General features: G+C 65.3%; 14 protein-coding genes. 7 read left to right on the forward strand and 7 right to left on the reverse strand.

The window, feature by feature from the left end:
• Positions 1-184 precede the first annotated feature (184 nt).
• From VGH85_15410 to VGH85_15440, 7 genes are all read right to left on the reverse strand, one after another.
• Positions 185-316 (reverse strand): DUF6760 family protein, encoded by a 132-nt coding sequence (locus VGH85_15410; protein HEY2175193.1) that lies wholly within the window; start codon positions 314-316, stop codon positions 185-187.
• A gap of 11 nt (positions 317-327) precedes the next feature.
• Positions 328-696 (reverse strand): hypothetical protein, encoded by a 369-nt coding sequence (locus tag VGH85_15415; GenBank protein HEY2175194.1) that lies wholly within the window; start codon positions 694-696, stop codon positions 328-330.
• Positions 693-1,133: a phage tail protein gene (locus tag VGH85_15420; GenBank protein ID HEY2175195.1), complete on the reverse strand. Its 441-nt coding sequence runs from the start codon at positions 1,131-1,133 to the stop codon at positions 693-695. Before VGH85_15420 ends, VGH85_15415 begins: the two co-directional genes overlap by 4 nt.
• Positions 1,134-1,195: 62 nt before the next feature.
• Positions 1,196-2,344 carry a phage tail sheath C-terminal domain-containing protein gene (locus VGH85_15425; GenBank protein HEY2175196.1) on the reverse strand — a complete coding sequence of 383 codons (1,149 nt, stop codon included), beginning with the start codon at positions 2,342-2,344 and terminating at the stop codon, positions 1,196-1,198.
• 25 nt (positions 2,345-2,369) lie between these two features.
• Positions 2,370-3,197, reverse strand: coding sequence for a Pvc16 family protein (locus VGH85_15430; GenBank protein HEY2175197.1), 828 nt, complete (start codon positions 3,195-3,197; stop codon positions 2,370-2,372).
• Positions 3,198-3,246: 49 nt separating this feature from the next.
• The gene (locus tag VGH85_15435) at positions 3,247-5,463 is read right to left on the reverse strand and encodes an ATP-binding protein (GenBank protein ID HEY2175198.1); all 2,217 of its coding nucleotides are present in this window, start codon (positions 5,461-5,463) and stop codon (positions 3,247-3,249) included.
• 205 nt (positions 5,464-5,668) lie between these two features.
• Complete coding sequence (locus VGH85_15440; protein HEY2175199.1) at positions 5,669-7,045, reverse strand: hypothetical protein; 1,377 nt, start codon at positions 7,043-7,045, stop codon at positions 5,669-5,671.
• A 334-nt stretch (positions 7,046-7,379) separates the two neighbouring features.
• Between VGH85_15440 and VGH85_15445 the strand changes: the two genes are divergently transcribed.
• The 7 genes from VGH85_15445 (at position 7,380) to VGH85_15475 (ending at position 14,498) form a co-directional block, all read left to right on the forward strand.
• The gene (locus VGH85_15445; protein HEY2175200.1) at positions 7,380-8,144 is read left to right on the forward strand and encodes a phytanoyl-CoA dioxygenase family protein; all 765 of its coding nucleotides are present in this window, start codon (positions 7,380-7,382) and stop codon (positions 8,142-8,144) included.
• Positions 8,129-9,088, forward strand: a complete 960-nt coding sequence (locus tag VGH85_15450; GenBank protein ID HEY2175201.1) for an NAD(P)-dependent oxidoreductase — start codon at positions 8,129-8,131, stop codon at positions 9,086-9,088. The genes VGH85_15445 and VGH85_15450 overlap by 16 nt, the downstream gene beginning before the upstream one ends.
• Positions 9,089-9,250: 162 nt before the next feature.
• Positions 9,251-9,406, forward strand: coding sequence for a hypothetical protein (locus tag VGH85_15455; GenBank protein HEY2175202.1), 156 nt, complete (start codon positions 9,251-9,253; stop codon positions 9,404-9,406).
• Between the two features lie 451 nt (positions 9,407-9,857).
• Positions 9,858-11,171, forward strand: a complete 1,314-nt coding sequence (locus VGH85_15460) for a sugar ABC transporter substrate-binding protein (GenBank protein ID HEY2175203.1) — start codon at positions 9,858-9,860, stop codon at positions 11,169-11,171.
• Positions 11,172-11,192: 21 nt separating this feature from the next.
• Positions 11,193-12,116, forward strand: a complete 924-nt coding sequence (locus tag VGH85_15465; GenBank protein ID HEY2175204.1) for a sugar ABC transporter permease — start codon at positions 11,193-11,195, stop codon at positions 12,114-12,116.
• The gene (locus VGH85_15470) at positions 12,113-13,003 is read left to right on the forward strand and encodes a carbohydrate ABC transporter permease (GenBank protein HEY2175205.1); all 891 of its coding nucleotides are present in this window, start codon (positions 12,113-12,115) and stop codon (positions 13,001-13,003) included. The genes VGH85_15465 and VGH85_15470 overlap by 4 nt, the downstream gene beginning before the upstream one ends.
• Before the next feature lie 28 nt (positions 13,004-13,031).
• Positions 13,032-14,498 carry a hypothetical protein gene (locus tag VGH85_15475; protein HEY2175206.1) on the forward strand — a complete coding sequence of 489 codons (1,467 nt, stop codon included), beginning with the start codon at positions 13,032-13,034 and terminating at the stop codon, positions 14,496-14,498.
• The last annotated feature ends 200 nt before the right edge of the window (positions 14,499-14,698 follow it).

Consider the following 14,698-nt stretch of genomic DNA (forward strand, 5'->3'; position numbering starts at 1 on the left):
GACCGCGAGCGGGGCCGACCACGCGGGCCGAGGCGTCAACGCGTGCAGGCGGGTGCGAGCCAGCGCGTCCAGCCGTCGGCCCAGCGTCATCGCCGCCTTCTCGTCGTCGGTCACGGCGTCCCACCTCCTTCGTCTGCGTGCGGTTCTGCTCTCCGGTTCCTGTCAGGGACACATCGCGGGGTGTTCAGTCACCCAACTGCGCGCCCACCTCGGCCACCCAGCGCTGTCGCTGCGCGTGGTCGAGCTCCAGTAGTTCCTGGAGGGTCCAGTGGACGTGCCGTCCCAGGAAGGCCACCTCGTGGTGAACCCGGTCCACGGGGTAGCCAGTTATCCCCCCAGTGGTGGCACCTCCACGGTGTGCTCGGATTCGCAGTGCGGGCAGGTCACCGCGAGCACAGTCGGAGACAGGCCGTTGATCCGGTTGTAGACGTCCTGCAGGTACGCGAGGTCCTCGGAGAACAGGCCCTCGATGACGCCCGCATGGACCTCGGGCAGGCCGCCGAGCTTGGTGACCACCCGCTCGAGCAGCAGGACGACGAGGTAGGCGGGCCAGGTGCGCACGCGAGGGTCTTTCAGCGGGTAGATCTCGTCCGCAGCCGTGGCGAGGCGCATCACGCCGGTCCGATGCACCGAGCCGGTCGGATCGACGTACCCCTTCGGCAGCTCGAACTCGACCTCCGTCACGAACGCGCTCACGCCCTGGTCAGCCCTTCGTGGGCGAGCACCAGCGTCTCGATGGCGACATCGTTTCCCTTGGCGGTGAACGACGGCAGCTCGCACTTGGTCGGCCAGGAATTGAGGAAGTTCCAGCGCGCCACCTCCGTGCCGCCGTCCAGCGAGAAGGCGATCAGCGCCCCGTGCTTGCGCTGGACGTCGCCGTCTATCACCTGCTGGCGCCATTGCCACAGGTCGATGCTGTCGGTGATCCCCCATTTGAGGGTGATGTCGCCGTAGCTCGTCTTGCCCGGGAGCTTGAGGACCGTGGTGTTGTTCCCGCCCTCGCGGTATTCGATCACCTCGGTCGTCGACGACACGCCGCTGCACTCGCTGAAGCTGGCCTGGGTGATGCCGTCGATCTGGACAAGGAAGTTGAAGTTGCGGAACGGATCGACACGCTGACCTGGTTGTGGCATCGCTCTCTCCTCGCGTCCCGGTCGGCCCGGGCTCGGTTACCGTTTGACGACGTGGCCTTCCCTTAGCCCTCGGTGGTTTCGGACCCGCCGTCCCACAGACCGATCCGGACCACGACGAACTCCGCGGGCCGGACCGGGGCGATCCCGATCTCGATGACGACCTGACCGAGATCGCGCACGGACGCGGGGTTGAGCTCCTCGTCGATCCGCACGTAGAAGGCCTCCTTGGCCGTTCGCCCGAACAACGCCCCCGCCTGCCAGACTCGGGTCAGGAAGTCGGTGATCGTCCGGTCGAGGCTCTTCCACAGGCCCGTGCTGTTCGGCTCGAACACCGCCCACCGCAGCCCCTGCAGCAGCGAGTCCTCGATGTAGGCGACCAGGCGGCGCACGTTGACGTAGCGCCAGGCCGTGCCGTCCGTGACGGTGCGGGCGCCCCACAGGAGGGGCGGGGAACCAGGGAACATGCGGATCGCGTTGATCCCCGCGTGGTTGAGGGAGCCCTGCTCGGTGTCGTTGAGCAGGTAGGGCAGTGCGCGGGCGCCGCGGACTGGCTCGTTCGCCGGGGCTTTGTGGACGCCGACCTGCGCGTCGCCGCGTGCCATGATGCCGGCGACGTGCCCGGACGGCGGCACCGTCGTCGTCGCCGCCGGCGTCGGTGCGGGGTCGTCCACCACAATCCACGGCCAGTACAGGCCGCCCCAGCCGCCCGTCGACAGCAGCCCGCCGCGTTGGGTGAGCAGTGGCCCGCCGGCCTTCAGCGGGTCGGTGTCGTTGGCGCCGTCGAGGATGGCGAACCGGTTACCCATCTGCTCGCAGTGGGTCAGGATTGCGCTCTGTACGCCGGCGTCGACCAGCCCAGGGGCACACACCAGGCTCACGTCGCGCACCCGGGTCAGGCCGTCCAGCGCGGCGTCCATGCCCGCGCTGTCCTTGACGTCCTTGACGGGCACGACGTAGGCGAGCGAGCCGCCGTTGGCGAAGAACCCGTGCATCGCGTATGGCAGCGGGGATCCGGTCTTGTAACCGCCGAACTGGTCGGTGTACTGCGTCCAGTTCGTCACGGCGACCGGGATCCCGGCCGCGCCGTTCGCGATTGCGGCGACCGGCGTTCCGATCATCGCCACCGTGCTCGTGCTCGCACCGGCGATCGGCCCTGCGGCGGCGATCTCCTCGACATAGACGCCTGGTGCCTTGGTCTCGTAATCGACCATGCTCACTCCCCTTGGCGGTTCCGGGTCACGGCCCGGTCAGGATCACGTCATGCACTTGCGCGGCGTTCTCGTACTGCACGCCTCTGCTGGTGTCGGGGTGTCCGCCACTCGTCACGGCCAGGGTGTACGGGCCGAACGGGACGGCACCGAATCGGAATTCACCGAGGGCGTCGGCGGTCACGGTGAGCGATGCCTCGACCAGCGTCACGGCTGCGCCCGCGACGCCGGCCAGCTGGCTGTCCAGGACGCGCCCGCGCAACTCCGGCTGGTCGAGCAGGCCAGTGCGCAGCTGGATCTCGCTCAAGGCGGGGAAGGACTCGGTTTCGGTGTATGGCTGCATCGCGATGGTCACGGTGAGCGAGAACGCGGGCCGTGGGGCGATCCCGAGCGCCGTCCAGAACTCGCCCATCGATTGGCCCTCCCGGGTCTGAGCCACGGTCGTGGTCAGCGGGTAGGGCTGCGGCGGCGTCGTGAGCGTTCCCCGGAGGTACTGGTCAGGTATGACGGGGAACCGGCCGAGCCACAGCAGCGCGCGCCCCAGCAGCCGGTGCTCCTCCGCTGCCCGCAGGGCGCCGGTCTTCGGCGACCACACGGTGATGAGGTAGGTGCAGTCGACGCGCAACGGTGGCCGCTCGCTCTCCCAGCCACCGGCCGGCACTGGCTGCACGATCGGTACGGCATCCCGCAACGCGCGGTTCTCCTGCACCTCGTGGAGGAACAGGTCGAGCGTGGGCTGCGCCGGCCCGAAGTCCTTGTCCGGCACGGTGAAGCTCACATCCGCGGTGCGAAGTTCCTGCGGCGCGGCGCCGTCCGCGAGCAGGGCCGCCAGGGTCGCGTCCAAATCGTCGAACACCCGCCCCTCCCTCGCGTTGCTCCCTCGGATGCGCTGCTGTCGGCTTGACTCAACCGTCTGCAGGAGGGTCGGGGCCGGTCTCGGTGAGGAGCTTGCCCATCTTCTGGAGCTCGCGGCGGGTCGCTGCAACGAACTCGGCCTGTCCGATCGGCCTGCCCGCCTGAGCGGCGAGGTACGCCGCCCCGAGCACGACGTTGCGGATATTGCCGCCCGCGAGCCGGTGGTGGGCCATCGCGGGCAGGTCGACGCCGTCGTCGAGCGGGAGCGAGCGAGGAAGGCAGGACTGCCAGATCCGTAGCCGTTCCGCCGTATCGGGGAACGGGAAGTCCACGATGACGTGGAGCCGCCGGAGAAAAGCCTCGTCGATGTGGTGGCGCAGGTTGGTGGCGAGGATGGCGAGACCGTCGTACTCCTCCATCCGCTGGAGCAGGTAGGCGATCTCGACGTTGGCGTACCGGTCGTGGGCGTCACGCACCTCGGACCGCTTCCCGAACAAGGCGTCAGCCTCGTCGAAGAGCAGGATCGCGTCGGAGTCCGCAGCGGCGCCGAACACTCGGGAGAGGTTCTTCTCGGTCTCCCCGATGTACTTGCTCACGACCGTCGACAGGTCGATGGCGAACAGGTCCAGGCCAAGCTCGGCGGCGATCACCGACGCGGCCATGGTCTTGCCCGTGCCGGGTGGGCCGGCGAAGAGCGCCGTCACCCCCCGCCCGCCGGGCAGTCGTGAGGTGAATCCCCACTCGTCCATCACCAGCGTCCGGTGCTCGACCCTGGCAGCGAGCTCACGCAACTGGCTGTCGGCTTCCTCCGGGACCACGAGATCATCCCAACCGTGGACCGGCCGGACGCGGCGCGCGAAGGCGGTCAGTTCGTGCCCGCTCTGGCTACGAGCAGCGGCGAACAGGTCGCGCCTGGTTAGTCGAAGAGCGGACGAGCTGCGGGGCGGCTGCCGGAGCTTGGCCTCGCCGGCCGTGGTCAGGGCGGCGTCCCTGATCTGTCGTGGGGAGAGCCGGAACTGGTCGCCGACTGCCGCAAGGTCCGCCGGCGCGGCACTGGCCCCCGCCGCGCCGACCTCACGCCGCCATACTCCGCGTCGATCGCTCGCGCCGGGGGCGCTGAAGGCGACACCGATCACCCCGAGCGGCTGGTGCCGCGACGGCGTCCAGGGCTGTGCAGTTCCGAGCACGACCACCCCCGGGTGTGCCGCGAGCGCGGCGACGAGCACGTCCGGACCCACCTGACCCGGCATCTGTAGGAGAACCTCCGCGTCCTCCAGATACACCAGAGCGTCTTCGAGCTCTGCCTGCCGCAGGGCCAGACGCAGAAGGTCGGGAACGGCCGCAGGATCTCCCGCCAGCACCGGCCCGGCGACGAGCAGTACCTGCCGGTCGAGTCGTTCGCCGAGCGCCAGCGCCGTCCGCCGCCGTCCCGTCCCGGACGGCCCGTGAAAGCACAAGCGCACTGGTGTCCGGCCCCACGCGCTGCGCACCAGGGACTGCAGCCCTTCGAGCCGCAGGTCCGGCCCGGCCTGGCCGACGCCCGAGGTCCTCGAGCCGGGGACGACCAGGCGGCATGCGTCGCCCAGCCGACGGTCCAGGCCGTGGTGGCCGAGAAGGCTAGCTGTGACCTGCTCGTCGACGGCGATCAGTCGCGCGATCAGCGGCGGGTCGTCGACTCGTCGGTCCGCGCGAAGGCTCACGATGCCGTGCCGGACCAGCGGACCGTCCGCGGCGAAGATGCGCATGGCGGCGAGCCGCTCGGACGGGGAGGTGGTGAGCAGGTCGAGGGCGAGGTTGACCGTCGCACGGCGCGCCGACACGTCGTCCTGCAGATATCCGTAGAGCTGCTCGTATCGCCGGTCCACATCCGGGCCTAGGGCGATAAGGACGACGTCGAGCTCGACCTCGGTCAAGTCGTAGCGGTTTCGAAGCCACATCCAGCGGGGGTTGTCGGCGGCAATCCGGTTCCACTGGGGCACCAATGGCGCCACCGGACGGCCTGCCACGAGCGGCTCGGCCACGGGGCTCCGGAGGGCGCGCTGCGCCTGCTCTTCAGTTACATAGAGGCCCCGATAACTGTCGCTCGCCGCCTCTGGCCCGTAGCGACGCCGGGCCGCTTCGACCCCTCGAGCGAGCAGCAGATCGAGACGGCGGAACGCGAGCAGTCCCTCAAGGTCGTCGTCGTGGACTGTGACATCACCGGACTCGTCGCCGGGAACGCCATCGAGGGCTTCTACTGCGGGAGTAGGACGATCCGCCTCGAGCATGAGCCGGCCCCCTCATGCCCTCAGCCAGTTTCTCAGGCAATCGAGGCGAAGCATATTGAGCACAGAGGAAAGCCGTCAAGGAACAATTGTTCGACGCCGAGCGGGGTGTCCGTACCGGTCGCCCGGCCGGACAGCGTCGCCCGTCGTCGCGACTAGGCCGAGGGGGAGGCACCTCTCATCCGCCTCGGTAGCTTTCCTTGCTTCTTCACTCTCGAGGTTTGACGCCTCCGTACAGCATTGCCCATATGGCGTGGCGCTTGCTGAAGAACCAGTTTCGTCCGTCGGATGATGCCAGGCTCCGCCATCGCCACCAGTCAGTAGTAGACAACTCCACACCGGCTCGGGCTCCGAACAGTTCTCTATGCCCAACAATAAAATCGGCCAAGGCGGCATCGATGGCAGGTATGTCCGCACTTGTATGCGCGCGCATTGCGGCGTTCATAAAGTGCCATAGCGCCCTAGCCTCCTTATTGCCGACCTCTGCCGAGTAGCCAGCTTGCCTGCCTGTTAATTCGATCCATTCCTTATTTTCCGCGTGCAGTTGATCAGTCAGTTGTGACATTTCCGCCACAATCTTCTTCGCGACTGCTACAAGGTGTATGGTCGCCGGAAGGACTTCACCAACGGTCGTTGTCAACCTACTAAACGTCTCAGCGACAAGGGACACCTGCCGCATGCCCTTCTCTAATTCAGTCGACCTGGCCTCGTCTCGAGAACTAAGACCCAGGTTGATTGTAGATAGCGCCTGACTCAGGCGCGTGAGGCCCTCTGCATACCGACTAATCGGGCCGAGGTGTACGGCCGAGGCGTCGTCGATCTCCTCGGCCGCCTCTCGTGCGATATCGCGGAGACCTAGACCGATCTCTAACGCGCTTGCGGCCAGACCCGCCGCCTTCGTGAAACGACCGCTATCCTCTGTGCTAAACGCCGCCCACATGGACTGGTCCAGTCTCGACTGAAGCTTTTCCGCTTCCGCCGCGGCCGCCATTGCCGCCGCATGCACTTGTTGATGCGGGCTTGCGACGGCAGTAGCTTGAATATCGTGCCCGCCCTCGGCAATCGTTGTGCGATCAATGAGCAAGTCCGAGATCTGAGTAGCTTCCCACTGACCAAGTTGCATCTCCTCGCCCATGGAGCCGGAGTATGCAATCCACCCCTCCATTTCCTCAGTCCATTGGGCTGCACCGGCCCGGACGCCTTCGTCCGAACCGATTGCCGACGTCGCGCGCGCCATCTCTTTGACAGCAAATTGTGCCGCGACCGCAAGTTCTCCCCATGTGGTCAGCACGCCAAAAGGCGGAAACCGGACACTTCCCGGCGCGTTGAGCACCTCAGTGAGATGGGAAAGCGGTGGAGCCCACGGCCGCCTTCTACGCGCTGCCGGACCGAGGCGCCTCGCGATTGCGGCGTTCCCCACGGTCTTGCCTAGGGAAATGACAGCGTCCGCCGACTCTGCACCCGGATGGACGGTCGAAGGGGAAAGCGATCGCGTGCCAGTCTGCTGCGCAAGAGCGCGGTCGCTCCTGACGACGGCGCGGTCCGGATTCGGGGTGACTTCCAGCCCGAACTGGCGCGTGGACACAAACCTCAGTATGGACCTCCGCCCAGTGCCGTGCCCGGCGCGACTGGAGACGTCGACGATCCGCGAAGGCACGTGATGCGGTCGGCTGTGGGCGTGCGACCTGCCCTTCGTCGGCAGTCAGACGCGCACGAAGGTCTGGACCAGCGATCCCATCTGATCCGCACACGGTCGGCTCGGCTGGGGCCGCGTCACGGTGAGCCGGCCGCGCGAAAGGCTCATCAGCGCCGCCGACGCCGGCCACCAAGGCGGCGCTTATCATGCTGAGTGCAGCGGGGCAGGAACGAGTGCGTCGCCATGAATCGGTTCCCCCGGCGTAACCAAAGGAGAAGTTCGAGTGCTTGAGACATTCGAAGATCAGGGATATGCCGTCCTTCCTGAATACCTGGCAAAGACGGAGATCGACACCCTGAAGGCGGCTGTGGACCGGCACGCATCGGCGCAGCCGCGGCGGCATGCATACGCCGATGACGAGATCGGCGCGCTCGTCTGGCACCCCGGGGTGGGGGAGATGCTCGACGAGCTCATGGGCGGACCGTACGTCTTCCACCACATCCATGCCGCCCGTCATGACGCCGGCATGAAGGGCGTCGCCTGGCACCAGGACTACGAGCAGTATCCGCAGACCAACCGGTCGCACCTCATGGTGCACGTGTTCTTCTACCTCGATGGGCTCAACGGCACGGTCGGGGACCTGCTTCTTGTGCCTGGGTCCCACAGATTCGCCACCGACAGCCACGCGCTGACGTTTCTCGGCGAGTCCGATCTCCCGGGGTCGATCACGGTTGACGACGTGCCGCCGGGTTCGGTCCTGATCGTGCACTCGGCGATGTGGCATGCGCGTCGCGCCAAGCCAGGTGGCGAGGAGAGCCCACGCTTCTTCATCGATGCGTCCTATTGCCGGTCGGGCGTTAAGTGGCCGTCGTACGCCGCGGCGCCGGGCATGCTGCCCGAGCTGCGGGAGCGGCATCTTGCGGCTGGCGGCACCCGTCCCGGGCTGTTTGACGAAGCGCAGTTTTTCGACGCCGCCCGTGCGCGGGAGACGATGGGGAGTCTCGAAGGCAGTGTGATGCTCGACCTTCCGCAGTGGCAGAGCTTGTGAGGCTGCTCGTCACCGGGGCCACCGGCAAGGTGGGCCGGGCCCTCGTTGAGAGGCTTAGCGGGAGCTGTGAGATCCGCGCGCTTTGCCACAACAGGCCTCTTGAGGTCAAGGGTGTCGAGTGTGTGTTCGGGACGATCGCCGACCGCGAGGCTGTCCGACGGGCCATGGTGGACGTGACGCACGTTGTCCATCTGGCGACCTGCAAGGAGACCCCGGACGAGATCATGGACGTGGCCGTCAAGGGTCTGTTCTGGTTGCTCGAGGAGGCACGGGAGAGCCCGACATTCGAGCGGTTCACCCTCGTCGGCGGTGATGCCGCGGTCGGTCATTTCGTCTACAAGCACCCCGGCCCGGTGACCGAAACGCAGCGGCACACTGCCTACGAGGGGTGCTACGCACTGTCGAAGGTCCTCGAGGAGGTCATGCTCGAGCAATATCGGATCGCGTACGGCGTGAACGGCACTTGTCTGCGAGCACCCTGGATCATGGAGCGGGACGACTTCCGTTACTCCCTCTCCTTCGGTCCTGACCAGTTCGGTGGGCCGGCGTGGAGCGAGCTCGTGGTCGGCGACGTTCCGGACGGCGCGGTGCCGCTCGCGCTGGAGGCCGATGGCTCGCCACTGAGGCGTAACTTCGTCCACGTCGACGATCTTGTCGAGGCGATCGCCATCGCCTTGGAGCATCCGGCCGCCGTCGGGGAGACCTTCAACATCTCTATGGATGAGCCGGTCGACTACCGGCACGTGGCGGAGTATCTCGCCGGCACTCGCGGCCTGCCCAACGTCGAGGTGCCGACGCCGTACCACTCGACGTGGCTGGACAACACGAAGGCCAAGATGCTGCTCGGCTGGAGGCCGCGTTACAACACCGAACGCCTCATCGAGGACGCCTGGAACTATCAGAGGAGCCCAGACGAGCCCCGGAATGTCTGGTACCCGGGATAGTCTCGGCCACCAACGATGGCTCGGCACGGCCACGCCCTTGCGTGACCGCCGCCCTCCTCTGGGTTCACACGACGTGCGTGCCGGTCAGGTTTTAGGTGTACGGGGTCTTGCCGTCGTTGGCGACGTAGTAGACGATCTGGCCGTCGGTCGTCACCCCCACGAGTGTTGCTCGCATTCCAGCTGCACGAGACGAGTCCGGAGCCGGCGGCGTTGCTGTTCACGGACGGCGTGCTCGGCATTCCGCAGGTGGCGACGACGGCAGCGCGTTTGCGCCACTTCGACTCGGTCTGCACGCCGTCCCTTCAACTCGGTTCTTGATCGTTAGTGTCGACACGATACGAACCGTGTCGGGTTCGTCGTCAAGTCGGTTCAGTTGTCAAAATCGCTGATCGGGCTCGACCCGAGCGGCGGCTGCTAACCGGTCCTCGGCAGCGCCTCACGGCAGCGCCCGGGTAAGCCAACAAACCACCTCGGTCCCGTCGTCTTTCGTCGTGGCATGGTCGCGATCTCGGGTTCATCGATTGACGAGCGTCCCGCGCCGCTCTGGCGGTCGAGTTGTGTGACCGGACGTCGAACCGGCGAGGTGGTTCGAGTGGCCCCTCGAAGATCCGGGACAAGGGTTGACGAAGGTCGATCCGTCTGCTTGGGTTCGTTGCCAACCGCGGAATCGCGTTTCGCATCGCGGAAGAAGCCAGAGTCGGCGGGTCATGTCGCGGTCTTGCGCTGCGATCAGGCCCGGGGTTTTGGACTGCCTGAAGGAAGGTCTGTCATGAGTGCGAGCCTCAGTCGACGGCGTTTGCTCGCGGGCGCCGGCGCTCTCGCCGGTTCGGCGATTCTGCCGGCGTGCGGGAAGAGCGCCCAGAGTAAGAACACGATCACGTTGCTCAACGATGCGAACACCGACGGCACGCCGCTAGGCGCGGCCATCAAGGCGTTCGAGAAGCAGTCCGGCAAGAAGGTCGAGGTCCAGCCGGCACCCTCGGACTATGACACGAAGATGCGGACCGTGCTGGCGAGTCCGGCGCCGCCGGACGTGATGCGGGTCAACGACGACTACGTTCGAGGGCTCTCCGACGATAATGTCCTCTTGGATCTCCGGAGTTACATCAAGCGCGACCACATCAATGCGGCCGACTATGCCAGCAAGGCGTTCAACTTTCCGACGCAGCCGGACGGCCGCCACACGGCCTGGGTCATCGGCTATTCGCCCAGGGTGATCTACTACAACGTCGACTGGTTCAAGTCCGCGGGTGTGGCGTTGCCGCCCGGTACGTGGACCGACGAGCATTGGACCTGGGACGACTTCCTCGACGCGGCGAAGAAACTCACGAAGGGCACAAACAAGTGGGGTGCCCTGGTCTATCTCGACACGGGCTACGAGCAGACGTTCTCCATCAACAATGGCAGTGCGACCGGCATTTTCTCCGCCAACGGGAAGAAGTTCACGCTCGCCGATCCGAAGGGTGTCGAGGCAGTTGAGTGGGCCACCGATCTGACCACCAAATACCAGGTGCAACCGCCGTGGTCCGTGCTCCAGGGGGTCAACGTCGACACGACGTTCTTCTCGCAGCAGAAGGTGGCGATGCTCTTCGACACGTTCCAGGTGACGCCTTACTTCCGCGAGAACGTCAAGAACTTCACCTGGGACATCGCGCCCCCGCCCGGGAAGGTTAACCAGGACACCGAGTCGAGCATGATCGTCTACGCCATCCCGAAGAAGTCGAAGAATCCCGACGGCGCCTGGGAACTTCTGAACTTCCTCGCCGGCCCGGACGGAGGCGCCGTACTCGCCAAGGGCAAAGAATTTACGCCCGTCAACAACAAGGCCGGGGAGACCGTCAAGGCTGACGCCAAGTCACCGGCGCACCTCGGGCTGTTCGCCGAGGCGGTGCACCACATGACGCAGCCCAACCAGACGACAAACACCTTGGGCGCCCGTGACCTCTACCGGCCGCCGAACGGGGCACTCGCCGACGTCTACGGCGGGAAGAAATCGCCCAGCGAGGTGCTGAACACCCTTCGCCCGAAGATCAACAAGGTCCTGTCCGAGAGCCCAAACCTGATGAACCAGCTGGGCAACTAACCCAGCATCGAGGAGCTGTGAATGACTGCGCTGCAACTCGGGGCGAAGCGCGCGAGGAGGTCGCCTCGGCGAAGTCGTTGGCGACGCAACATCGAGGGCTGGCTGTTCATCGCTCCGGTGATCCTGGGGATCTTGGTCTTTCAGTTCGCTCCGTTGCTGGTGTCCATATATGCGTCGCTCACTGATTGGGACGGCCTCAGTCCCGCGCGTTTCGTCGGTCTCAACAACTTCAAGACGCTGTTTACCGGCGACTCGTTGTTCATCACTACGCTCAGGAACACTGCGTACTTTACGATTGGCACAGTGCCGGTCAGCATAGCGGTGGGATTCGGCCTGGCGCTGTTGTGCAACCAGCCCATCCGGGGCGTTGCCATATTCCGCACCGCCTATTTTGCGCCGTTCGTCACGAATATCGTCGCAATTGGATTCGTGTGGTTCTACTTCTTCCAGCCGACGGACGGTGTCCTGAACGGCATCCTCGGGGTCGCCGGTATCCACGGCCCAGCCTGGCTGTCGAGCTCTTCCTGGGTCATGCCCGCATTGATCAGTGTCAGCGTATGGCAGGGCGTCGGCTACCCGATGATAATCCTGCTTGCCGGCCTGCAGGGCATCCCCGTAGAGCTGAATGAGGCTGCGACCGTCGACGGCGCGAGCCGCTTCAGGCGCATGCGGTCGATCACCATTCCGCTGCTGACACCGCAATTCTTCTTCCTTTCAATCACACAGTTCATCTCATCCTTTCAGGTCTTTGGCCTCATCTACGTCTTGACCAAGGGCGGCCCAGGGCATGACAGCACGGTCTACATTTATTATCTTTATCAAAACGCTTTCGCCTACGGGAAGATGGGCTACGCGTCCGCAATGGCGTGGCTGGTGTTCGTGCTGATCGCGCTGGTCACTCTCGTCCAGTGGAAGCTGCAGAAACGGTGGGTGTTCTACGGATGACCGTTGCCGCGACACGAACGACGACGCGAACGCAAGGGCAGCGCGCACCAGGCCTTGTTTCCAAACCAAAGCAAGGGTGGCTATCCAAGGCTGTGCTCTACGTGATCATGAGCGTGCTCGCGATCATGTTCCTCTTGCCCCTGATCTGGATGATCGGGTCATCGCTGAAGCCGGAAGCCGATGTACTCGCTGTTCCGCCGACGTTCCTTCCTTTGCATCCAGACTGGTCGAACTACGCGGAAGTCTTCAGGATCATCCCGACCTACTTCTGGAACAGCGTCAAGCTCGCCACGCTCAATGTCTCGGGAATCCTGATCACCTCGTCCCTGGCCGGCTTCGCCTTCGGCCGGCTGAGGTTCTGGGGACGTAACTTCTTCTTCATGGTGGTCCTCTCGACCGCGATTGTCCCGGGCATCGTCTACCTCATCCCGCAGTACATCCTGTTTTCGAAGATTGGCTGGGTAGACACCCACTACCCGTTGTGGGTGCCGCGGGTATTCACGCCCGTATTCGCGACGTTCCTCATGCGCCAAGCGTTCATCACGCTGCCCCAAGAACTTGAGGACGCGGGTCGAATCGACGGATCGTCGACGTTCGGGATCTACCTGCGAATCATGCTGCCGCAGACGAAGCCGACCTTGGCCGCGATCGGAATGTTCACGTTCCTCGACTCATGGAATGACCTGTTCGGGCCGCTGATCTTCCTCAATACGCCGAGCCTGCAGACACTGCCGGTCGCCATGGCGGAGTTCCAAACACAGTATTTCACCAGGGTCAGCCTGTTAATGGCAGCTGCGACGATCTCAGTCCTCCCTGTGCTCGTCATATATCTGTTGGCACAGCGCTACTTCATTCAGGGCATCACGACGAGCGGCCTTCGTGGATGAGGCCACTGGACCAGCGAGCAGAGACGTCATGACCGAGCCGTTCGTCTCCATCCAGGTCGGGGCGGCGTCGTTCATTGACGAGGGCGTCGCGCCCGTGCTGGATACCCTGCAGGAGCGTGGTGCGGTCAACGCACTGTTCCTGGCGACCCCGACGTGGACGCGCGGCACGGGCGGACGGCAGCTTCCCGGTTACCCGATCCCTGACCACGGTGGGCAGGAGTATGACCTCGACTGGGTCGGCGGCAACTTTGCGACCCCTCATCCACAGTTCTACGGGAACACGGTGCTGGGCGCGGCCGGGCGCGCTCCCGAGCATCCGGGATGGGACATGCTCGAGGAGGTCCTGCCCGAGGCGAGGAAGCGTGGCATGGCCTCCTACGCGTGGATGGAGGAGAGCGGCTACGCGCAGGTATTGCGTGACTATCCGAACTTCCCGAAGGTGCTGGAGGTCGACGTGTGGGGCCGGCCGACCGGCCGCCCTTGCTTCAACAATCCCGACTACCGCAACTGGCACCTGAGCATCGTCGAGGACTACGTCAAGAGCTATCCCCTCGACGGCCTCGCCTGGTGCTCGGAGCGCCCCGGACCGCTCAACCTCCTTATCGAAGGACCGGTCACTGCCGGCGACGTCAGCTGTTTCTGCCGCCACTGCCGCGCGACGGCCCGCGAGCGGGGCATCGACGCCGATCGGGCGCTCGACGGCTACCGTGCCCTGACGGACTGGAACCGGCGGGCGGCGGCCGGCAATCCTTCGGTGGACGGTGCGTTCGTCGAGTTCTGGCGCATACTCCTGCGTCACCCGGATGTCTTGGCTTGGCAGACGCTCTGGACCGACAGCCAGAGACAGCTCTATCGCGACATCTACGGGGTAGCCAAGGCCTGCCGGACGGACATCGAGGTCGGCTGGCATCTCTTCCACGACATCACGTTCAATCCGTTCTATCGAGCGGACCAGGACTACGCTGAGCTCACCCGCTTTTCTGACTTCCTGAAGGTCGTTGTCTACAACAATTGCGCGGGTCCGCGGTTCCACACCTGGGTCGGCCGAATCTGCCGGGCGCTGTTCGCCGATGCCGACGCCGAGCAGGTATATCCGCTGCTGATGCGATTGCTTCAGTTGGACGAGGCGCCGTATGAGGATCTGCCGAGCACCGGATTCTCTGCCGAATATGTTCGCCGCGAAACAGCGCGCGCGGTGACTTCAGTGGCGTCTGAATGCAAGATCTACACCGGCATCGACATCGACATCCCCGTCGGGAAGCCGACAGTCGTCGTCGATCAGCGGGGACAGCGCGCGCCTGCGGGAACCGGCCTTGATGCCGAAGGTACTTTCGGCGACGACCTTACCCAGTGCACACCCGACAGTGTGAACGCCGCGGTCAAGGCGGCGTTTTCCGGTGGCGCAAGTGGCGTCGTCCTCAGCCGCAAGTACTCGGAAATGTCACTCGACAACCTCACGGGAGCGGGCGATGCGATCCGCGAGGCTGCGAAGTAAGCGAGCTTCCTTGGCCCCGTCGCGCGACCGCGGCCGTCCCCTAGGTCAAGCCGATGCTGAGGTAGACCATCCCCAGTGACTGGGTATCGGGTGGCCGAGGAGATGCTCGAAGTGGAGCAGGTCGGCCGCATGGCGCTCGGCGCGTCGGGTGCGCCGCCTCCGGCGCCGACCCCGAAGCCACCTGAGCCCGCCATCATGCC

It is taken from the genome of Mycobacteriales bacterium, assembly GCA_036497565.1.
Lineage (GTDB): Bacteria > Actinomycetota > Actinomycetes > Mycobacteriales > QHCD01 > DASXJE01.